Genomic DNA, 20,707 nt, shown 5'->3' on the forward strand with positions numbered 1-20,707 from the left:
AGGGGTGTATAAGAGACAGGGGTGGGGGCGGCGGCCAGGCGGGCGGCTAGGCCGTGTAGGTAGGCGCCGGTGGTGGCTGCTTCTATGGCCGGGAGGCCGCCGGCCAGGAGGGCGCCTATCAGGCCTGATAGGACGTCGCCGGTGCCTGCCGTCGCCAGGCGGGGGGTGCCGGTCGGGTTTGCTCGGACGGGACGGTCCGCTTCCGCTACCAGGGTCGTCGAGCCCTTCAGGAGGACGGTCGCGGAGAGTTCGGCGGCGGCGTGGCGGGCGTGGTCCAGGCGGGCTGCCTCGATGTCGGCGCGGTCGGCCGAGATCAGGCGGGAGAGTTCGCCCGCGTGGGGTGTCAGGACGGTCGGGGCGGCGCGGCTCAGCAGGTCGCGGCGGCGGGACAGGACGGTGAGGCCGTCGGCGTCTACCAGGGCGGGCAGGTCGGTGGTCAGGACGGCTTCGAGGAGGGACTCGCCGGCGTCGTCCGTGCCGAGGCCGGGGCCGACGACCCAGGCTTGGACGCGTCCGATGCGTTCGAGCACCTTGGCGTCGTGCGGGCCGGGGTCGATGACCGTGGTGACGGCCTCGGGCCAGCGGTGCCGGACGAGTTCGACCGGGCGTGCGACGGAGGCGAAGCGGACCATGCCGGCGCCGCCGTGGACGGCGCCGCCCGTGGACAGGACGGCGGCGCCGGTGAACTCGTCGCCGCCCGCGAGGATGCCGACGACGCCGCGCCGGTACTTGTCGGACTCGGGCCCCGGCTCGGGCGGCCGGACGTCGGAGGGGCGGGGTGCGACGACGTCCGGGTCGGGCAGGTCGGGGCCGAGGCCGATGTCGACCAGTTCGACCACTCCGCAGTAGGACGCGCCGGGGTCGATGAGAAGGCCCGGCTTGTGCGTCCCGAACGTGACGGTGACGTCGGCGTGGACGGCGCCGCCCTCGACGCGGCCGGTGCTCGCGTCCACGCCGCTCGGCACGTCGCAGGCGACGACGAGGCCGGGGGACTCGGCGGCGATGGCGGCGTAGCGGGCGTGGGGGTCGCGGAGGCCGCCGGTGCCGCCGATCCCGGTGAGGCCGTCGATGATCAGGTCGGCGCCGGCGATCGCGGATTCTTCGCCGGTGGTCAGGAGGCGGCCGCCGGCGGCGCGGAGGGCGGCGAGGCCGGGTTCGTGGATCTTGGAGCCGGCCTGCACGGCGTGCACGCGGGCGCCGCGCCGGGCGAGCCGGGCTCCGGCGTACAGGGCGTCGCCGCCGTTGTCGCCGCCGCCGACCAGCAGCACGACGCGGGACCCGTACACGGCGGGCAGGACGCGGGCGCAGACGGAGGCGAGGCCGGCGGCGGCGCGCTGCATGAGGGCGCCGTCCGGGAGGCGGGCCATCAGGGCCCGCTCCGCCGCCCGCACCTTGCCGACCTCGTGCGCGTACCTCATCCCCGGCTCCCCAAGTCGATCACACACTTAGCGTGCCACGGGAAGGCATGGCCCAACCCTGCGTCCAGGCCATTTGTAGGTTGCACTGCAACTTTCGGTGTCAGGTGCGCAAAAGAATCATCGGCCGTAGAATCCTTCCCAACCGCTCCCGGGTATTCGCGCCGCGGCGCGAGGTGCGGCAGAATACGCCCAGATCAGTCCGCCGGGACTGGAGAGGCCCGAGCACAATGAGCACTTCCCGAGGTCCCTCCGTCCGGCAGCGGCGGCTGGCCGCCGAGCTGCGGAGGCTGCGCGAGCGCAGGGGTCTCACCGGGGACGAGGTGGCCGACCGGCTCGCCTGGTCCACCGCCAAGGTCAGCCGGATCGAGAACGCCCGCACCGGCGCGAAGATCGCCGATGTGCGGCGGCTGCTGGAGCTGTACGAGATCGACGGCTCCCGGCACGACGACCTCGTCTCCCTCGCGCACGACGCCGCGCAGCGCGGCTGGTGGGAGGAGTACCGCGACCTGCCGAGCTCGCTCGCCGATTTCATCGCGCTGGAGTCCGAGGCCACGGCCGCCCGGGAATGGGGCAGCACCGTCTTTCCCGGGCTGCTGCAGACGGAGAACTACGCGCGGCACGTGATCGGCGGCTGGAGCGACCTGGCCACGCTGCCCCCGCAGGAGCTGGAACGCCGGCTGGACGTGCGGATGCGGCGCCGCGCGCTGCTGGACGGCCCGCACCCGCTGGAACTGTCGGCGGTGCTCGACGAGGCGGTTCTGCAGCGCCTGATCGGCGATCAGAAGGTCATGCGCGAGCAGCTCGAACATCTGTACCGGATGACCGAGCTGCCGAACGTGAACGTGCAGATCCTGCCCTTGGGGATCGCACACTCGGTGTTGGCCGAATCGTTTATCCTGCTGGAATTCTCACCGGTGCATGACATCGTTTTCCCTGATATCGTGCACGTGGAATCCCTGACAATCAGCCACTTTGCGGATGAGGCTGTTACCTATATGTACAGGCTCGCCTATTCAAGCCTGGCGGGCCAGGCGCTGGACGCCGACGAATCGCGGCGCCGCATCGCCGCGGCCAAAGACGCCTGGTGACGGGTCCGCTAAGGGGCTCAATCCTTGTGAAAGGCACCGAGTGTCCCCTTTCGCCACTCCTGCTCCGCAATGGAGGAGAAGCGCCCACTGCGGGGCGAGTAACACCTGCGTCGAAATCGCCGCACTGGCCGGTTCGTCCCCTTCCATCGGGGCGCGCGACGCCAAGCACGGTACGCAGAGCCCGGTCCTGTCGTTCTCCCATGGAGAGTGGCGGAACTTCCTCGGCCGCGCCAAGAACGGCGAATTCGACCTGCGCCGGTGAGCCGGCGCTGAAACGCCGCTGAACCCCTTCCGCCGCCTCACGAGGGCGGGGAGGGACACGCCGAACGAGCCGGGTCCCACGTCAGACCCGGCTCTTCGCCGCCCCACCGGAAACTCTGCTTCTTCCTCGGCACGCCTGTCACACGGGTACCGCGCCACCCGTACGTGATCAGGCGTTTTTTGCGATCTTGTTACCGTGTGCTTGACGCTCCGGCAGCGCGGCCGAGTTCAATGCAACTTTCATGCAGGGAGCCGGAATGAGTTTCCACGCGACACCGCCCGCCCAGTGGAGAAGGAGCACCCGATGCGGCGCCAGCAACGGCTGCGTCGAGGTCGCCCGGTTCGACGACGACGCCATATCCGTACGCGACACCGAGGACACCGCGGCCCGTCTCGCCTTCGGCCCGGCCGAATGGCGCGCGTTCACCGAGAGCGCGAAGGCCGGCCGCTTCGACCGCCCCTGAAAGCCACACTGCAAATTACACGGCCCTGAGATTCTCACAAAGGCGCGAGAGTTACATCCCGAAGCGGTTTCCTGGACCGTTACCCGCTTTAGGGCCGTCCGGCCGGAACCGGGAAAGCGGACGCCTCTGACGGACGCTTTGCGGGACGTCCGCAAACACGCCGGAGAGTGGCCGGGCGCCCGGGTGACCGTGTTACTCGGCCACCCGGGCGCCCGGCCCTACGCGGTTACTCGACGGTTACGGACTTGGCCAGGTTGCGGGGCTGGTCCACGTCGTGGCCCTTCGCCGTCGCCAGTTCGCAGGCGAACACCTGCAGCGGGACGGTCGTGACGAGCGGCTGCAGCAGAGTCGGGACGGGCGGGACGCTGATCAGCGTGTCCGCGTACGGCTCGACCGACTCGTCGCCCTCCTCGGCGATGACGATCGTCCGCGCGCCCCGCGCCCGGATCTCCTGGATGTTCGACACGATCTTGTCGTGCAGGACGTCCCGCGCGCGCGGCGGCACCACGACCACGACCGGCAGGTTCTCCTCGATGAGCGCGATCGGGCCGTGCTTCAGCTCGCCGGCGGCGAAGCCCTCGGCGTGCATGTAGGCGAGCTCCTTGAGCTTCAGCGCGCCCTCCAGCGCGACCGGGAAGCCGACGTGGCGGCCGAGGAACAGCACGCAGTGCTCGCCCGCCAGCGACCGGGCCAGCTCGCGGACCGGCTCCATGGTCTCCAGGACCTTGTCGACCTTCTCCGGCATCCGCTCCAGCAGCTGCACCATCGCGAACACCTCGTCCCCCCACTTGGTGCCGCGCACCTGCGCCAGGTACAGCGCGATGAGGTAGACGGCGACGAGCTGGGTGAGGAACGCCTTGGTGGACGCGACCGCGATCTCCGGCCCGGCGTGCGTGTACAGGACGCCGTCGCACTCGCGCGGCAGCGTGGAGCCGTTGACGTTGCAGATGCCGAGCAGCTTGGCCTTCTGCTCGCGGGCGTGCCGGACGGCCATCAGCGCGTCCATCGTCTCGCCCGACTGGGAGATCGCGATGACCAGCGTCGACGGCGACAGGATCGGGTCGCGGTAGCGGAACTCGCTGGCCAGCTCGACCTCGCAGGGCAGCCCGGCCCAGTGCTCGATCGCGTACTTGGCGATCAGGCCCGCGTGGTAGGACGTCCCGCACGCGACGATGATGATCTTGTCGACCTCGCGCAGCTCCCGGTCGGAGATGCGCATCTCGTCCAGGTGCAGCCGCCCGTCGGAGCCGATCCGGCCGAGCAGCGTGTCGGCGACGGCGCGCGGCTGCTCGGCGATCTCCTTGAGCATGAAGTAGTCGTAGCCGCCCTTCTCGGCGGCGGACACGTCCCAGTCGACGTGGTACTCCTTCACCTCGGCGGGACGTCCCTCGAAGTCGGTGACGGTCACGCCGGCGGCGCGCAGCTCGACGACCTGGTCCTGGCCCAGCTCGATCGCGTCGCGGGTGTGCGCGATGAACGCGGCCACGTCGCTGGCGAGGAAGTTCTCGCCGTCCCCGACGCCGACGACCAGCGGCGAGTTGCGGCGCGCGCCCACCACGAGGTCGGGGTCGCCGCTGTGCACGGCGACGAGGGTGAACGCGCCCTCCAGCCGGCGGCAGACGCGGCGCATGGCGTCGGCGAGGCCGCCGCCCGACTTCAGCTCGTCCTCCAGCAGGTGCGCGACGGCCTCGGTGTCGGTGTCGGACTCCAGCCCGTGCCCGCCCTCCTCCAGCTCGGCGCGCAGCTCGGCGAAGTTCTCGATGATCCCGTTGTGGATCACCGCGACGGAGCCGGTGCAGTCGACGTGCGGGTGGGCGTTCCGGTCGTTCGGCGGGCCATGCGTCGCCCACCGGGTGTGCCCCATGCCGAGCGTCCCGGCGGGCGGCGGCTCCTCCTCCAGCGCCGCCCGCAGGTTCGCGAGCTTGCCCGCGCGCTTCGCCGTCGCCAGCTTCCCGTCGGCCAGCACGGCCACTCCGGCCGAGTCGTAGCCGCGGTACTCCAGCCTCGCCAGTCCCCCGACGACGACGTCGAGCGCCGGCCGGCCGCCTACGTACCCCACGATTCCGCACATGGCGGCAACTCTATTCGGTGTCCTGGCCAGGGCCTACCCGCAGGCGGCGCGGGCGCTACCGCTAGCGTGAACGGTCGGTGAAAACCCGGTAACCGGCTGGACCGCCCCGTAGTGTTCAGCCATGACGAGCGGATGGGACAGCGTGCCGAGCCCCTATGTGGAACTCTCCCGCGACGCCTGGCGCGGCCTGCGCGAGAACACGCCGCTGCCGCTCACGCCCGGTGAGCTGGACGCGCTGCGCGGCCTGAAGGACCCGATCGACATCGCCGAGGTCGAGGAGGTCTACCTGCCGCTGTCCCGGCTGCTCAACCTGTTCTTCCTGGGGGACGGACGGCTCCGCGACACCGTCAGCGGCTTCCTCGGCGGCGCGGTGCAGCCCACGCCGTTCATCATCGGCGTGGCGGGCAGCGTCGCGGTCGGCAAGTCCACCACGTCCCGGCTGCTGCGCACGCTGCTGGCCCGCTGGCCGGAGCATCCGAGCGTGGAGCTGGTGACGACCGACAGCTTCCTGTACCCGAACGCCGTCCTGTCCGAGCGCGGGCTCATGGACCGCAAAGGGTTCCCCGAGTCCTACGACCGCCGCGCGCTCGTCCGGTTCGTCTCCGCGATCAAGGCGGGCGCGGACGAGGCGTCGATCCCGGTGTACTCGCACCTGGAGTACGACATCATGCCGGACGCGGCGCAGACCGTCCGGCGGCCCGACATCCTGATCGTCGAGGGCCTGAACGTGCTGCAGGCGCCGCCGCCCGGCACCCTCGGCGTGTCCGACTTCTTCGATTTCTCCATCTATGTGGATGCGCGGGTCGAGGACATCCGGCAGTGGTACATCGACCGGCTGTTCGCGCTGCGCCGCACCGCGTTCACCGACCCGCGCTCCTACTTCCACAAGTACGCCCACGAGCTGGACGAGGACGAGACCGCCGCCTTCGCGCAGCGCGTGTGGCGGGACGTCAACGAGATCAACCTCGTCTCCAACATCCTGCCGACACGCGCCCGCGCCACCCTCGTCCTGCACAAGGACCGCGAACACTCCGTCCAGCGCGTCCGCCTCCGCCGCATCTAGCGATCAGCCGTATTCGGCGATCAACTGTGTCCAGCGATCGACCACATCCAGTTAACAGCGTGTACGGCGATCTGCCGTGGCCGATGATCAGCGCCAGGGGCCGGTTACGGCGAACGTGGTGCCTGGTGTGTAGACGTTGACGAACATTGTGCGTCCGTCCGGGGAGAACGTGACGCCGGCGAACTCGCCCCATTCGGGCTCGGCCTCGGTGCCGATGTTCTGCCTGTTGCGGGCCATCGCGTAGACCTTGCGGCGGCGGGAGACGCCGAAGACGTGCTGCGCGCCGTTGCCGTCCTCGCAGACCATCAGGCCGCCCTGCGGCGCCAGGCAGATGTTGTCGGGCGACTCGCCGGGCTTCTGGACGTCGGTGCCGGGGCCGAACACGATGACGAGCGTGAGCCGGCGATGGCGCGGCTCGTACGACCACACCTGCCCGAAGTGGTCGGCGCGCGACCCGTCCGCCGTCTTCGCGAAGCTCGACACGAAGTAGACGCGGTCGCCGCCCCAGTAGCAGCCCTCCAGCTTCTGGCCGTGGGTGATGCCGCCGGGCCCGAAGTCCTGGAACCGGATCGCGGTCTCCTTCGCCAGCGGGTCGGGCACCTTCTTCCACTCGACGTGGTGGAACACGGTGCCGGGCTCCTGCACGACCGAAAGGTCCGGGACGTCCGGGACGCACAGCGCCTCAAGCCGCCCGCCGGCCCGCAGGCTGCCGAACCCGCCGCGCGGCTTCTCCGGCAGGAAGCGGTAGAACAGCCCGAACGGCTTCTCGAACGCGTCCTCGGTCTCGTAGACGGTGCCGTCGCGCGGGTCGACGGCGATCGCCTCGTGCTGGAACCGCCCCATCGCGGTCAGCGGCTCGGGGACGGTCCGGTCCTGCCGGTACGGGTCGACCTCGAAGATGAACCCGTGGTCCTTGGTGTAGTTCCCGGTACCGGCCCGGTCCTCGGTCTCCTCGCAGGTCAGCCAGGTGTGCCATGGGGTTGGGCCGCCGGCGCAGTTGACGGCCGTCCCGGCGATGGCGACCCGCTCGGTGCGGACGCGCCCGGCGCGGTCGACCTCCAGCGCGGTGCAGCCGCCGAGGCCCCCGGGGTCGTAGGTGACGCCGTCGACCGGCGGCACCCGGTGCTCGGCGTCCGGACGGTTCTCGTGGTTGCGGACGAGCCACGTCCGGCCGCGTCCGGGAAAGGCGGACATGCCGTCGCAGTGGCTCGGCACCGCGCCCTCCCCCGAGCGCAGCGGCTCGCCCTCCCGGGACAGGACGGTGTATCGGAAGCCGCGCGGCAGGTCCAGCAGGCCCTTCGGGTCGGGCACGAGCGGCCCGTACCCGTCGTGGCGGCCGGCCGGCGCGGCGGCGGCGCTCCCGGCGAACAGCTGCTCGACGGCGCCGGCGAAGGCGATCCCCGCCCCCGCCGCGCCCGTCCCCGCCAGGAGCCGGCGACGCGTGACTGACACGGGTGCACACTCCCTGTCTGGAACGATCGAAGACCCTCCAGGCCCGTTGTAACACGCGTCACACCGCACGGGTATGGCACACCTCGACAGGCGTGTCAGGCGGGCGGGGCGGTGATCGCCTCGCGGATGCGGGTGGCCTGGGCCTCCTGGAAGGCGGTGATCCGCCAGACGATGTACATCGCGAACAGTGCCGCTACGGCGCCGGTCTCGGAGATGACCGGGAACAGGGCGCTCTGGACGCCGCCGTCGTCGTCCAGGTTCAGCACCCGCGAACCGATCAGGTAGGCCAGCCACGCCGCCCACCACACGTTCACCGGCCAGGCCGACCGGCCGGGCGGCGCGCTCGCGTACCAGACGCCGCCGACGATGTTGCGCGGCACGAAGAAGCTGATGATGGGCACGAACCAGCCGAAGATCGTCCAGGGTCGTCCCCAGGTGTCGGGCAGCTCGTTGATCACGTCGGCCTGCGTGCGGGCCTGCCACAGCCACACCATCACGGCGACGGCGGCGGCCAGCAGCGGCAGCACCGTCAGGACGGTCGCCGCGAAGAGCACGTCCGCCGACAGGGCGTCGCCACCGCGGACCAGGTTGATCGTCGTCAGCAGCGCGAGGACGTTGAGCACCAGGGCGTTGGCGCCGAGCGCCGTCACCGCGATGACCGCCGCGGTGCGCGGCGGCCGGACGACGTCAGGCGCTAACGGCGCGTAGGGCGAGTAAGGGGGGTTGGCCATCTCTGCTCCAGGGCTGGGGAACTGCCGCCCGATCCTGGCGTCCCGCACCCCTCCGGCGGAAGCGCATCATGATCACAACACCATGACGACGCGGCTCACGGGGATTCGATCTCCGCGAGGTGGGCGACGACCGTCTCGGTCAGCGCGGCGAACGCCTCGACCTGCTCGGGGGTCAGCAGATCGATGAAGTGGCGCCGCACCGACTCCACGTGGCGGGGGGCGGCCGCATCGATCGTCCGGAGCCCGTCACCGGTGAGGACGATCACCGCCGCGCGCCCGTCGTCCGGGCTGGTGTCGCGGGTGACCAGGCCGCGCTGCTGCATCCGGGTGACGTGGTGCGACAGGCGGCTGGGCGACCAGCGCATGTGCGCGGCCAGCTCGGTCAGCCGCAGGCGGGCGCCCGGCGTCTCCGAGAGGTTCGACAGCACGTCGTAGTCGGCCTCCGACAGCCCCGAGTCGGCCGCGAGATCGCGGGCGACCTGCTGGTCCAGCAGCAAAGACAGCCGTCGGTAGGCGCGCCAGGCGCGGTCTTCGGCGGGGGTGAGCCAGCGCGCTTCGTCCATGGCCGGCAGCTTACTTGACACGTCACATACTTCGCGCCTACGTTCTTGACATGTCAACTAAATGGGGTTTCGGCCTGGACATCCCGACCTCGGCCGCTCCCGGCGCGGACCCGGTGGCGGACGCCCGCAGGGCCGAGGAACTCGGGTTCGACTTCGTGTCCGCCTCGGACCATCCGTCGACCGAGCACCCGAGCATGGAGACGTGGACGATGCTGTCGTGGATCGCGGCCGCCACGTCCAGGATCGGCGTCGCGACCCGCGTCCTCGGCGTCCCCTACCGCAACCCCGCCATGGTCGCGAAGATGGCCGAGACCCTCGACCGGCTCTCCGGCGGACGGCTCGTCCTCGGGCTCGGCGGCGGATACTCCGACGCGGAGTTCCGGGCCTTCGGCATGCGCGTCCCCACCGCCCGGGACAAGGTCGACGGGCTGGAGGAGGCCGTCCGCATCACCCGCGGGCTGTGGTCGGAGCCGGCCTTCACGTTCCGCGGCCGGCTGCACCACACCAGCGAGGCGCACCTGGAACCGAAGCCGGCGCGGCGCATCCCGATCTGGCTCGGCACGTTCGGACCGCGGGCGCTGGAACTGACCGGGCGGCTCGCCGACGGCTGGATCCCGTCCCTGGGCTTCGCCCCGCCCGAGCAGGCCAAGGCCATGCGCGACCGCGTCCTGGCCGCCGCCCGGGACGCCGGACGCGACCCCGCCGAGATCACCTGCGCCTACAACGTCGGCGTCCGGATCGGCGAGCGGGCCGGGGACGATCCGGCGCTGCTGAGCGGCCCGCCGGACGCCGTCGTCGAGCGCCTCCTCGGCTTCACCGCGCTCGGCTTCACCACGTTCAACTTCATGCCCGCCGGCCCCGGCGCGGACGAGCAGGTCGAGCGGCTCGCCCGCGAGGTCCTGCCGGAGCTGCGCAGGGCCGTCCCGGCCTAGTCGGCGCTGGCCACGGGGAGGGTGCGGAGGCGGAAGGTCGCCAGGAGTGCCCCGGCCGCGGTCACCACCGCGAGCAGCGTGATCGCCAAGGGCAGGTCGACCGTGGAGGACACCGGGGAGGCGTTGGTCAGCGCGTCCGTCACGGACAGGGACCACTGCTGGATGGACGCCGACTTGGCGCCCGGCGCGAAGCTGCCGAGGAGCGACTCCCAGACCAGCGCGTAGAGCAGGCCGATCGTGACGGCGTTGCGGCTGGCGACGGCCAGGGCGACGAAGACCGCGCTGTAGGCGACGCCGCCGATCAGGACGCCGATCGTGAACGCGGGCGTCAGCTGCGCAGTCGTGCCGGTGAGGATCAGGCCCGCGAACAGGGTCGGGATCGTCGCGAACGCCGTCGTCAGGACGATCGCCACGACGAGCTTCGTCAGCACGATCACCTCGCGCGGGATCGGCTTCGTCAGCACGTACATGATCTGGCCGTCGTCGATCTCCGGCCCGATCACCCCGGTGCCGGCGATCAGCGCGAGCAGCGGCAGCAGCGTGGCGAGCCCGAACTGCTGCAGGACGTGCGCGGAGACGTCCAGGTCGTTGTTGCCGGTCGCGCGCAGGACCGCCGCCAGGACCAGCATGAGCAGCGGCAGCCCCAGCAGGAGCAGGGCGCGCTTGCGTCCGAGCATCGCCCGGAACGTGATCATCGCGATCGTCGCATTCATCGGGCCACCAGGTAGGAGAAGACGCTTTCGAGGGATTCGTCCGCCGGGGAGACCTCCCACAGCCGCACGTCCGCGTCGCGGGCGAGCTGCGGGAGCAGCAGGGTGAAGCGCTGGAAGTCGACCGCCTCGATCCGCAGTCCCTTGTCGGTGAGCTGCACGCTGCGGGCGGAGCCGTCCGCGATGATCGACGCGGCGAGCCGCCGGTCGTCGGACGAGCGGACGAGGAAGATGTGCGGCCGGTCGGTCATCAGCCGCCGGATCTTGCGGAAGTCGCCGGACGCGGCGTGCCGGCCCGCGACGATCACCTCGATGTGGCTGGCGAGCCGCTCGACCTCCTCCAGGATGTGCGAGGAGAACAGGATCGTGCGGCCCTCGGCGGCCATCCGGGTGATGAGGTCCATCAGCTGGAGCCGCTGCCGCGGGTCCATGCCGTTGAACGGCTCGTCCAGCAGGAGGACGGGCGGGTCGTGCACCAGCGCCGACGCCATCTTGATGCGCTGCTTCATGCCCTTGGAGTAGTTGCCGATCGGGCGCTGCGCCGCGTAGTCCATCTCCACCAGGCCGATGGCGCGGCGGGCGGCGCCGGCCGCGTCGGGGAGCTTGTGCAGCTTCGCCATCGCGGTGATGAACTGCTCGCCGGTGAGGAAGTCGTACGCCGACTCGCGTTCGGGGACGAGCCCCAGGCTGCGGTAGGCGCCCGGATTCCGCCAGATCGGCTTCCCGTCCAGCGTGACGCTGCCGGACGACGGCGCGAGGAACCCGCCCATCATGTGGATCAGCGTCGACTTGCCGGCGCCGTTCGGGCCGAGGAGCCCGGTCACGCCCGGCCCGACCTTCATCGACACGCCGTTGACGGCGACGACGTTCCCGTACCAGCGGGACACGTTCTCCAGGATCAGCTCGCTCACGAGAGACCCGCCTTCCGGAACCGGCGGTACAGGACCGCGATCGAGCCGACGACGATGACGGCGCACACCGCGAGCGCGACCACCCCGCCGGTGATGCCGGGCGCGATGCCGGGCGAGGACGAATCCGCGCCGAGCAGCCGGACCTGGACGATGTCCACCAGGTTGAACGGCGTGCCCAGCCCGATCCAGCCCTGCAGCGTGAAGTTGGTCTGCGCCTCGGCGATGCCCTGCACGGCGCCGACGAACGCCGCACTGATCATGTAGACGGCGATGACGGCGGCGACGCCGAAGCCGCGGCGCGGCGTGAACGCCGCGACCACCATCCCGATCGCCGCCAGCACCAGCGCGTACAGCACGCAGCCGACCAGGGCGCCGAGGTACTTCAGCAGCTGCTCGCCCGAATCGGGCATCTTGGTGATCAGCCCGCCGACGTACAGGACGGTGATGGGCACCGCCATCAGCGCCAACAGCGCGGTCGTCAGCGCGGCGGCCTTCGCCAGGACGAAGTCGAGATGGCCGACCGGGCGGGAGAAGTACAGCGGGATGACGTGGAAGCGCACCTCCCGCGAGGCCAGCACCGGCGCCTGCGTGGCCAGGAAGATCGCCACGATGACCTGCATGATGTTCGCGTAGGACGCGTACCGGATCAGCGCGTCCGGCTCCTTGGTGAAGGAGAACGCCGCGACCGACCCGGCGGCCGGCAGCAGCATGATCGCCGCCAGCAGGAACGGCATGATCTTGGCCCGCGCGGGGCGTCCGAGCCCGAACGCGGCGCGCAGGTTGTGCACGTACAGCGACCGCAGCACGTACGCGCGGCCGTTGCGGCGGCCGTCGTAGTGGCGGTAGCCGATGTCGTGGATCGTGCTGGTGCTCATCGGGGCGCTCCCTGCTGGACGGTCCCGGCGGGGGCCGGCGGCGCGGGCGGCCCGTCCTGGAAGACCTCCTCGATGTGGTGGCGGCGCTGCTCCATCCGGATCAGCCGCAGCCCGAGGCCCGCGACGCCGTCGCGGATCTGGTCGTAGGTCGTCTCGCCGGCGATGTCGACGATGAGGAACCGGCCCTCCGGCCGGACGGACACGCCCTGGTCGAACAGGTGCTGCCCGAGCTGATCCCGTCCCTCGTCGACCTCGACGGTCAGCACCCCGCTCGCGGCCGTGTACGCCTCGACGGCCTGGGAGCGCAGCAGCCTGCCGCCGTCGATGATGACGACGTGGTCGCAGACCCGCTCCAGCTCGCCGAGCAGGTGGGAGGTGACGAGGACGCTGATCCCGAACTCGGCGCCGATGCGGCGGATCAGGTCGAGCATCTCGTCGCGTCCGGCCGGGTCGAGGCCGTTGGTCGGCTCGTCCAGGAACACGAGCTTGGGGTCGTGGACGAGGGCCTGCGCGAGCTTCACCCGCTGGCGCATGCCGGTGGAGTAGCCGCCGATCGGGCGGTAGCGCTCCTCGTACAGGCCGACGTGCCGGAGCGTGTCGGCGGCGCGTTCGCGGGCGGCGGTCGGGGGGAGCCCGCACATGCGGGCCATGTGCACGACGAACTCGGTCGCGGACACGTCCGGCGGCAGGCAGTCGTACTCGGGCATGAATCCGACGCTCTCCCGGATCCGCAGGCCCTCGCGCGCGATGTCGAGCCCCAGCACGGTCGCGGTGCCGGACGTCGGCGGCAGCAGCCCGAGCAGGATCTTGATGAGCGTCGACTTGCCGGCGCCGTTGGCTCCGACCAGCCCGACGACACCCGGTTCGACGGCCACGGAGAGGTCGTCCAAGGCGGTCACCCGGGGGAACCTCATCGTGAGGCCCTGGGTGGCGATTATCGGCATGGTCCGAACCTAGCGGCTGGTTCCGGGCGGTACGTCACCCTCAAGTGCTACGCGGGGGCAGCCTTTGGTCCAGTCTTCGAGCGACCTAAGTACGACGTCCGATCGCCGGACGGCGCCCCTGCCGGAGCACGACGCCCCACAGCGCCTTCTGGACGAGCAGCGTCAGCGCCCCCGCGATGATCATCCCGGCGAAGTTGACGGCGAGCTGCAGCAGCGAGCCGGTGATCTCGCTGACGTGCTTGAGCGCCAGCGCGACCGCGAGGTTCCCCGCGGCGGGCACGGTGGTGACGGAGATGAACACCCCGACCAGCGCCGACGACTTGCCCGCGGTGAGCGACAGCACCCCGGCGGCGCCGGCGAGCAGCGCGACGATGAACGACCAGCGGTCCGGGCTGTAGATGAACGCGGTGAGCGGGCGCTGCTCGGGCAGCCGGTCCAGCTCGATCACCCCGACCCACCGGCTGACCAGCGCGCACACGTAGGTGATCACGATCGCGGCGGCGAACCCGACGAGCAGCGCCCGCACGGCCTGCACGATGTGCGACGGCCGCCACCGGACGAGCCCGTAGCAGATCGCCGCGACCGCGCCGAACTCCGGGCCGAGGACCATCGCACCGACGACCAGCACCGGCGAGTCGATCAGCGCGGCGATCCCGGCGAGCTGGGTGGCGAGCGCGAGGAACGCGACGAACGACCAGGTCAGCGCCGTCCCCTCGGTGACGCTCCGGTCGAGCTCGTCCCAGACGACGGCGTCGTCGCCGTGCCCCGGTGCCCGGTCCATGGCCTGCTCGGCGGTCTCCGACAGCGTCAGGTCGACCTTGTCGAGCGCGATGGAGCCGTCCCGGTGGACGTCCATCGCGCGCAGGGCGTCCAGCACCTCGTTGGCGGACTCGCGGGCGATGTCGGCGGTGACGAGGTCGCCGCGCGGGGAGCGGGCGGCGCCGCCGATGACGACGACGTTGGTGGCGCCGGCGCACTCCGCCAGCGCCTCGCACACGGCGTCCGTGCGGTCCGCCGGGACGATCGCTCTGAGATGCAGCACGGGCCAATGGTGCCGTAAAGGGGCGACCCGCGTGGCGCGTCCGCCAGCCCATACGGTTTGATCGGCTATTTGCATGCTTATTGGTGAAAAATGACGCCAACGACCCCCAGGACGGTGACGGTATGACGCGACGCGACCGGATTCGGCGGGAACCGGGCCGGCGGCTGCTGGCCGCGGCGGCGCTCGCACTCGCCGTCCCGCTGGCGGCGTCCGGCTGCGAGGGGAACCTGACCATCGGCGACCCGTCCGGCGCCCCCAGCGGCGGCACGTCCGGCCAGGACGACGGGGACGCGGCCAGCCCGCTCGACAACCCCGACGGCACGAAGCCGGGCCTCGCCGCCATCACCTCGGGCGGCGACCGGGCCGAGGCGCGCAAGCTCATCGAGAAGGTCGGCACCAAGGGGCGCGGCCCGAAGACCGGCTACGACCGCGACGAGTTCGGCTACGCGTGGATGGACAGCGCACCCGACGTCCCCCTCGCGCGCAACGGCTGCGACACCCGCAACGACCTGCTGAAGCGCGACGGCGAGGACGTCCGCTACCGGTCCGGGTCCGACTGCGTGATCATCTCTCTCACGCTGCACGACCCGTACTCCGGCAAGACGATCGAGTGGAAGAAGGCGAAGGCGACCGCCGTCCAGATCGACCACGTGATCCCGCTGTCGTACGGCTGGCAGATGGGCGCGGCGCGCTGGTCGAAGGACAAGCGCGAATCCCTCGCCAACGACCCGCTGAACCTCATCCCGGTGGACGGCCCGCTCAACAACGCCAAGCGGGACTCCGGCCCGGCGTCGTGGCTGCCGCCGAACAAGCGCATCCGCTGCTCCTACAGCGTCCGCTTCGCCCAGGTGGCCCTGAAGTACGACCTCCCGATCACCAGCCCCGACAAAAAGATCATGCTCGACCTCTGCGGCGCCTGACCACCGGCCCCGCGCGTCAGCCGAGCGCGGTCTTCACGACGCCGGCGAGGTGTTCGGCGACGGACTGGGCCTGGTCCTCGGAGGCCGCCTCGACCATGACGCGGACCATCGGCTCGGTGCCGCTCGGCCGGATCAGGACGCGGCCCGTCTCGCCGAGGCCGGCCTCGGCGGCGGCGCCGGCCTCGGCCAGCGCCGGGGCCGTCTTCGCGCGGGTCTTGTCGACGTCCTTGACGTTGATGAGCACCTGCGGCAGCCGGGTCATCACCTTCGTCAGCTCGTCCAGCGGGCGGCCGCGGCGGACCATCGCGGCCAGCAGGTGCAGGCCCGTCAGGACGCCGTCGCCGGTCGTCGCGTGGTCCAGCATGATGACGTGGCCGGACTGCTCGCCGCCGAACCCGAAGCCGCCCTCCTTCATCGCCTCCAGGACGTACCGGTCGCCGACCGCGGTCTCCACCACGGTGATCCCGGCCTCCCGCATCGCGAGCTTGAAGCCGAGGTTCGACATCACGGTCGCGACGACGGTGTCGGACGGCAGCGCGCCCGTCTCGCGCAGGTCGAGGGCGAGGATCGCCATGATCTGGTCGCCGTCCACGACCTCGCCGGACGCGGTCACGGCCAGGCAGCGGTCGGCGTCGCCGTCGTTCGCGATGCCCACGTCCGCGCCGTGGTGCCGGACGGCCTCGCGCAGCGCCTCCAGGTGCGTGGAGCCGCATTCGGAGTTGATGTTCAGGCCGTCCGGCGCCGTCCCGATCGTGAAGACCTCGGCGCCGGCGCGGCGCATCGTCTCGGGGGCCACGTCGCAGGACGCGCCGTTCGCGCAGTCGACCACGACGCGCAGGCCGTCCAGCGACACGGTGACCGTTGACAGCAGGTGCGCGACGTACTGCTCGATGGCGCCGTGCGCCTCCCGGACGCGGCCGACGCCGGCGCCGGTCGGCGGGTCCCACGCCTCGCCGAGCCGCGCCTCGATGCGGTCCTCGATCTCGTCCGGCAGCTTGTAGCCGCTGCGGTCGAAGAACTTGATGCCGTTGTCGGGGGCCGGGTTGTGCGACGCGGACAGCATCACGCCGAGGTCGGCGTCCAGCGCGTGCGTCAGGTGCGCGACCGCCGGGGTCGGCAGGACGCCGAGGCGCAGCACGTCCACGCCGGAACTGGCGAGGCCCGCCACGACGGCCGCCTCCAGGAACTCACCGGAGGCCCGCGGGTCGCGGCCGACCACGGCGAGCGGCCGGTGGCCTTTGAAGGCGCCCCGCTCGCCCAGCACCCGCGCGGCCGCGACCGACAGGTCCATGACGAGGGGGGCGGTCAGGTCGCGGTTGGCGAGCCCGCGCACGCCGTCGGTCCCGAACAGACGAGCCACAGTTCAACTCCCGATTGGACAGGCTGACCCCGGAAAGCGGACGAGCCGCCGCACCCGCCGCGACGCCCCACACGGAACTGCCGGGTGGAGGCACGGGGTGCGACGGCTCGTACCGTCGATCAACGCTTGCTGTACTGCGGAGCCTTACGGGCCTTCTTGAGACCGGCCTTCTTGCGCTCCGGCACCCGCGCGTCGCGGGTGAGGAAGCCGGCCTTCTTCAGCGCCGGGCGGTGCTCGATGTTCGCGAACTGCAGCGCGCGGGAGATGCCGAGGCGCAGCGCGCCGGCCTGGCCGGTGGTGCCGCCGCCGTTGACGCGGGCGAGCACGTCGAACTGGCCCTCCAGGCCCAGCAGCACGAACGGCTCGTTCACGATCTGCTGGTGCACCTTGTTCGGGAAGTACTGGTCCAGGGTCCGGCCGTTGATTTTCCACTGGCCGGTGCCGGGGACGATGCGGACCCGCGCGATGGCCTGCTTGCGGCGGCCGGTGCCAGCGGCCGGGCCGGTCGCGACCGGCTGGCCGAGGAAGGCCTCGCCGGCGGCCTCGGGGGTCTCGGTGCTGTACTCGGACGGAGCGTCCTCGTACGAGTCGGTCTCGGCGACCTGCTCGGCGCCGGTGGTGTCGTCCACGGTTCTCCTTGGGGTGTTCTAGCCAGGGCGGCTGGCCCGGTGTCGGGTGCCCCGGCGGCCTCGTTCGTCAGGACGCGCCCGCAGGCGCGGGTGTCACTTCGCGGGCTGGCTGATCTGGGTGATCTCGAACGGCACCGGCTTCTGCGCCTGGTGCGGGTGGTCCGGCCCGGCGTAGACCTTCACCTTGCCGAACATCTTCCGGCCGAGGGAGGTCTTGGGCAGCATGCCCTTGATCGCCTTCTCCACCGCCCGCTCGGGGTTCTTCGCCAGCAGCTCGGTGTAGGTGATCGAGCGGAGCCCGCCCGGGTACCCCGAGTGCCGGTACGCCTTCTTGCGCTCCGCCTTGTTCCCCGACAGCGACACCTTGTCGGCGTTCACGATGACGACGAAGTCACCGGTGTCGAGGTGCGGTGCGTAGATCGGCTTGTGCTTGCCCCGAAGCAGCTGCGCGACCTGACTGGCGAGACGGCCCAGCACGACATCGGTCGCGTCGATGACGTACCACTGACGCTGGACGTCAGCGGGCTTAGGGGTGTACGTGCGCACGGTCGTCAGCCTTCGTTTCTCGTCGACTTTCAGCGGTTTCGATCCTCGCCCGCCCACGTAGGACGAGCGTCAGCGGAAATCCTGCTTGCGCCGATCAGAGGATCGTCCGACCTGGCGCTCCGGGAGGCCGGGGTCCACACACAGGCCGCAGGGCACACATGCGGGAACGCACCAGCTCATCGTCGTGCTGCCTCCCGCTCACGTGGGCAGGCGTCAACACACACAACAAGTACGCAGAATATCGGCCGAAGTCGCATCGGTCAAAGAGACCGTCCCCTCCGCTTGACAAACCGTTCGGCAAGAGAACCGCACCTCCTGCTTGCCAACGGCGAGCGGGCAGCCGCAAGACCAGCCGGGACGGTGAGGAGCGCGGGGATGACGGTAAGTAGTGGTTTTGATCTTTCTTGAGAGTTCTTCATAACTGCGGGTGCATATGGGGATATGGTGCCGGGCGACCGAGTCCACGCCGGTCTCGCGCCGGCCCGTACCCGGGAGCCCCCGCTGTCCACTCCCCGCAGATCCGGCGGCCACGCCGGAGGCCACCAGCCCAGGCATGACGGGCGGAGCGGCCCCATGCCCCGCGCCAACGTCTCCCCTCCCCGCGACGAGCTCGTCGCGGGCGGCCCGCGCCGCGGCGCGTCCCGGTCGGGGCCACCGCCCGGTGGCCGCCGGCCGGACGACGCTCCGCGCGGCGGCCGGTCCCAGGGCAGGGGACGCAAGCGGTCCCGGGCGAAGAGCGCGACCGGGCTGCTGGTGGTCGTCACCGCGTCCGGCCTCGCGATCGGCATCGGCGTCGCGATCGACCGGCTCGTGCTGCCCGAGCTGCGGTCGGAGAAGACCGCGGCGGCCGGGCCGGAGGACCGTCCGTCCGCCGTGATCCCGCCGGGGCCGCAGAGCGAGGCGCCGGCCGGGGCCGACGCGGAGTCCGGGACGCCCGCGGACGACGAGACGGGCGCGCCCAGCGGATCGCCCGCGCCGTCGGCGGAGCAGACGCCGCCGCTGAAGCCGATCCACCCGCGCAAGACCGCGTCGGCCGAGCCGGCGAAGCCGAAGAAGACGTCCGCGCCCGCCAGGCCGCCGTCGTCCGGCGGGGGCGGCTCGACGGGCGGGGGCGGCGGATCGAACGGCAGCGAGACCACCGTCGTGTCGCTGACCAACGCCGAGCGCGCCAAGCAGGGCTGCAAGCCGCTGCGGATCGACTCGCGGCTCGTCGTCGCCGCCCGAAAGCACTCCGCGGACATGGCGGCCAAGAACTACTTCGACCACACGTCCCGCAACGGCGACAGCGCGTGGAAGCGGATGGAGGACGCCGGCTACTCCAGCCCCGGCGCGGAGAACATCGCCAAGGGCTACCCGACCGCCGCGGCCGTCGTGAAGGGCTGGATGAACAGCCCCGGTCACCGGGCCAACATCCTGAACTGCGGCCTGCGCGCCATCGGCGTCGGGATGGCCTCCGGACCCGGCGGCCCGCTGTGGACCCAGGACTTCGGCTGGAAGTGACCGGCACCCGCTCCCACAGGAGGGACGGTAAGGTCCACCCCATGGGTTACCCGGGCGATCAAGGCAAACCCGGCGACTGGCCCCCTCGGCAGCCGCCGCACACGCCGTACGGACCCGGAGCCGGAGCGCCGCCGTACGGCCACGACGACGAGGCCCCCTTCGCACCACGCGACCGGGGGGACGACCACCCCACCGCGTGGCGCGACCAGCCCACCGGATGGGACGACCAGCCCGCCGGCTGGGACGAGCGGCCGACCGCGGCCTGGGACGACGAGCCCGTCGCGGGCGGCGCGTTCGGCGGCGGCGCCTACGGCTCGCCCGAGGGCCCGCCCCCCGGACCGTCCGGCGGGCCGGTGCCGCCCGAGCGGCGCCGCAACCTGCCGCTGATCATCGGCGGCTCGGCCGTCGCCGGCATCCTGCTCATCGGCGGCGGCGTCGGGCTGTCGTCGCTGCTGGAGGACGGCTCCGAGCCGAAGGCCGCGCCGACGCAGGCCGCCTCCACGCAGCCGGCGCCGACACCGAGCCCGACGAAGCCCGTCCTGGCGCCGGTGAAGCTGCAGAGCCGCAGCACCGATCCCAAGCCGCTGACGCTCAAGGAGGTCTTCGGCAACGGGAAGTTCACGGCGGGCGGCCACAAGTACGTCCGGACGGCGGTGAACGCGGAGAAGAGCTGCACCGGCGTCGTCGGCGGCCGGACCCTGGAGAAGGCGCTCAAGAAGGGCGGCTGCACGCAGGCGCTGCGGGCCACCTACGGGCTCTCCACCGGCTCGCTCATCGGCACCGTCGGCGTGTTCAACCTGGAGACCCAGACCGCGGCCAAGACGGCCGTGAAGGCCGCCGCCGGCAAGGAAGCGTTCCTCCAGGCGCTGCCCGGCAAGGGCGTGACCAAGACCAATGGCAAGGGCGAGGCGTTCGGCACCTCGCAGGCGCGCGGCCACTACGTCATCATGACGTGGGTGCAGCGGCCGGACGGCAAGAAGATCGCGAGCAAGTACCATGCGGCCGTCCGAGTCTTCGGCACGCAGATGGTCAAGGGCAGCAACCTCGCCACGGCCCTGCACTACAGGGAAACCGAAGGCAAGCCCCTCCAAAAGTGACCCCTCCGAATACCCTCACTGCTTATGTCTGGACCTAGAGACACCCGGGAGACCGCCGAGCCGGCGGGGACGTCCGGCGTCCCCGCCGACCCGGCGCCGCCGAGCTTCGGCCTGTCTCCTATACACTCTG

The 20,707-nt window shown here is 71.4% G+C and carries 21 protein-coding genes; 8 read left to right on the top strand and 13 right to left on the bottom strand.

Annotated elements, in window-relative coordinates:
• Positions 1-1,418, bottom strand: a 1,418-nt coding sequence (locus HUX53_RS20915) for an NAD(P)H-hydrate dehydratase (RefSeq protein WP_176404910.1), incomplete at its 3' end; no start/stop codon positions are given.
• A gap of 227 nt (positions 1,419-1,645) precedes the next feature.
• Here HUX53_RS20915 and HUX53_RS20920 point away from each other — a divergent pair.
• The 3 genes from HUX53_RS20920 (at position 1,646) to HUX53_RS20930 (ending at position 3,231) form a co-directional block, all read left to right on the top strand.
• Entirely contained in the window at positions 1,646-2,506 is an 861-nt protein-coding gene (locus HUX53_RS20920) for a helix-turn-helix transcriptional regulator (RefSeq protein WP_176404911.1), read from the top strand.
• Positions 2,397-2,768 (top strand): DUF397 domain-containing protein, encoded by a 372-nt coding sequence (locus tag HUX53_RS20925; protein WP_176404912.1) that lies wholly within the window; start codon positions 2,397-2,399, stop codon positions 2,766-2,768. Before HUX53_RS20920 ends, HUX53_RS20925 begins: the two co-directional genes overlap by 110 nt.
• A 256-nt stretch (positions 2,769-3,024) precedes the next feature.
• Positions 3,025-3,231, top strand: a complete 207-nt coding sequence (locus tag HUX53_RS20930; RefSeq protein ID WP_176404913.1) for a DUF397 domain-containing protein — start codon at positions 3,025-3,027, stop codon at positions 3,229-3,231.
• A gap of 226 nt (positions 3,232-3,457) precedes the next feature.
• Here the strand turns inward: HUX53_RS20930 and glmS are convergent, their stop codons facing one another.
• Positions 3,458-5,302, bottom strand: coding sequence for a glutamine--fructose-6-phosphate transaminase (isomerizing) (glmS, locus tag HUX53_RS20935; protein WP_176404914.1), 1,845 nt, complete (start codon positions 5,300-5,302; stop codon positions 3,458-3,460).
• 121 nt (positions 5,303-5,423) lie between these two features.
• On the opposite strand from glmS, the gene coaA reads away from it, so the two are divergent.
• Entirely contained in the window at positions 5,424-6,365 is a 942-nt protein-coding gene (gene coaA / locus HUX53_RS20940) for a type I pantothenate kinase (protein WP_176404915.1), read from the top strand.
• Positions 6,366-6,452: 87 nt separating this feature from the next.
• Here coaA and HUX53_RS20945 read toward each other — a convergent pair whose 3' ends face one another.
• From HUX53_RS20945 to HUX53_RS20955, 3 genes are all read right to left on the bottom strand, one after another.
• Positions 6,453-7,817, bottom strand: a complete 1,365-nt coding sequence (locus HUX53_RS20945) for an alkaline phosphatase PhoX (RefSeq protein ID WP_176404916.1) — start codon at positions 7,815-7,817, stop codon at positions 6,453-6,455.
• Between the two features lie 95 nt (positions 7,818-7,912).
• Positions 7,913-8,548, bottom strand: a complete 636-nt coding sequence (locus tag HUX53_RS20950; protein WP_176404917.1) for a DUF4328 domain-containing protein — start codon at positions 8,546-8,548, stop codon at positions 7,913-7,915.
• A 95-nt stretch (positions 8,549-8,643) separates the two neighbouring features.
• On the bottom strand, positions 8,644-9,111 hold the full coding sequence (locus tag HUX53_RS20955) for a MarR family winged helix-turn-helix transcriptional regulator (RefSeq protein ID WP_176404918.1): 468 nt from the start codon (positions 9,109-9,111) through the stop codon (positions 8,644-8,646).
• A 50-nt stretch (positions 9,112-9,161) separates the two neighbouring features.
• On the opposite strand from HUX53_RS20955, the gene HUX53_RS20960 reads away from it, so the two are divergent.
• Entirely contained in the window at positions 9,162-10,043 is an 882-nt protein-coding gene (locus tag HUX53_RS20960) for an LLM class flavin-dependent oxidoreductase (protein ID WP_176404919.1), read from the top strand.
• On the opposite strand, the gene HUX53_RS20965 is transcribed toward HUX53_RS20960, so the two are convergent.
• From HUX53_RS20965 to HUX53_RS20985, 5 genes are all read right to left on the bottom strand, one after another.
• The gene (locus tag HUX53_RS20965) at positions 10,040-10,756 is read right to left on the bottom strand and encodes an ABC transporter permease (protein WP_176404920.1); all 717 of its coding nucleotides are present in this window, start codon (positions 10,754-10,756) and stop codon (positions 10,040-10,042) included. The two genes, HUX53_RS20960 and HUX53_RS20965, sit on opposite strands and share 4 nt — an antisense overlap.
• Positions 10,753-11,664 carry an ABC transporter ATP-binding protein gene (locus HUX53_RS20970; protein ID WP_176404921.1) on the bottom strand — a complete coding sequence of 304 codons (912 nt, stop codon included), beginning with the start codon at positions 11,662-11,664 and terminating at the stop codon, positions 10,753-10,755. Before HUX53_RS20970 ends, HUX53_RS20965 begins: the two co-directional genes overlap by 4 nt.
• Positions 11,661-12,539, bottom strand: coding sequence for an ABC transporter permease subunit (locus HUX53_RS20975; RefSeq protein WP_176404922.1), 879 nt, complete (start codon positions 12,537-12,539; stop codon positions 11,661-11,663). The genes HUX53_RS20970 and HUX53_RS20975 overlap by 4 nt, the downstream gene beginning before the upstream one ends.
• Entirely contained in the window at positions 12,536-13,483 is a 948-nt protein-coding gene (locus tag HUX53_RS20980) for an ABC transporter ATP-binding protein (protein ID WP_176404923.1), read from the bottom strand. The genes HUX53_RS20975 and HUX53_RS20980 overlap by 4 nt, the downstream gene beginning before the upstream one ends.
• Before the next feature lie 85 nt (positions 13,484-13,568).
• Complete coding sequence (locus HUX53_RS20985) at positions 13,569-14,525, bottom strand: DUF389 domain-containing protein (RefSeq protein ID WP_176404924.1); 957 nt, start codon at positions 14,523-14,525, stop codon at positions 13,569-13,571.
• A 122-nt stretch (positions 14,526-14,647) separates the two neighbouring features.
• Here HUX53_RS20985 and HUX53_RS20990 point away from each other — a divergent pair, with 122 nt between their 5' ends.
• Positions 14,648-15,445, top strand: a complete 798-nt coding sequence (locus HUX53_RS20990) for an HNH endonuclease family protein (protein ID WP_176404925.1) — start codon at positions 14,648-14,650, stop codon at positions 15,443-15,445.
• A 16-nt stretch (positions 15,446-15,461) separates the two neighbouring features.
• Here the strand turns inward: HUX53_RS20990 and glmM are convergent, their stop codons facing one another.
• The 3 genes from glmM to rplM form a co-directional block, all read right to left on the bottom strand.
• Complete coding sequence (glmM, locus tag HUX53_RS20995; protein WP_176404926.1) at positions 15,462-16,805, bottom strand: phosphoglucosamine mutase; 1,344 nt, start codon at positions 16,803-16,805, stop codon at positions 15,462-15,464.
• Positions 16,806-16,924: 119 nt separating this feature from the next.
• Positions 16,925-17,434 (bottom strand): 30S ribosomal protein S9, encoded by a 510-nt coding sequence (gene rpsI / locus HUX53_RS21000; RefSeq protein ID WP_176404927.1) that lies wholly within the window; start codon positions 17,432-17,434, stop codon positions 16,925-16,927.
• A gap of 93 nt (positions 17,435-17,527) precedes the next feature.
• On the bottom strand, positions 17,528-17,980 hold the full coding sequence (gene rplM, locus HUX53_RS21005) for a 50S ribosomal protein L13 (protein WP_176404928.1): 453 nt from the start codon (positions 17,978-17,980) through the stop codon (positions 17,528-17,530).
• Between the two features lie 573 nt (positions 17,981-18,553).
• Between rplM and HUX53_RS21010 the strand changes: the two genes are divergently transcribed.
• Together HUX53_RS21010 and HUX53_RS21015 are read left to right on the top strand one after the other, a co-directional pair.
• The gene (locus HUX53_RS21010; protein WP_176404929.1) at positions 18,554-19,480 is read left to right on the top strand and encodes a CAP domain-containing protein; all 927 of its coding nucleotides are present in this window, start codon (positions 18,554-18,556) and stop codon (positions 19,478-19,480) included.
• Between the two features lie 41 nt (positions 19,481-19,521).
• Positions 19,522-20,577 (top strand): hypothetical protein, encoded by a 1,056-nt coding sequence (locus tag HUX53_RS21015; protein WP_176404930.1) that lies wholly within the window; start codon positions 19,522-19,524, stop codon positions 20,575-20,577.
• The last annotated feature ends 130 nt before the right edge of the window (positions 20,578-20,707 follow it).

The organism is Actinomadura sp. BRA 177, assembly GCF_013372625.1.
Lineage (GTDB): Bacteria > Actinomycetota > Actinomycetes > Streptosporangiales > Streptosporangiaceae > Spirillospora.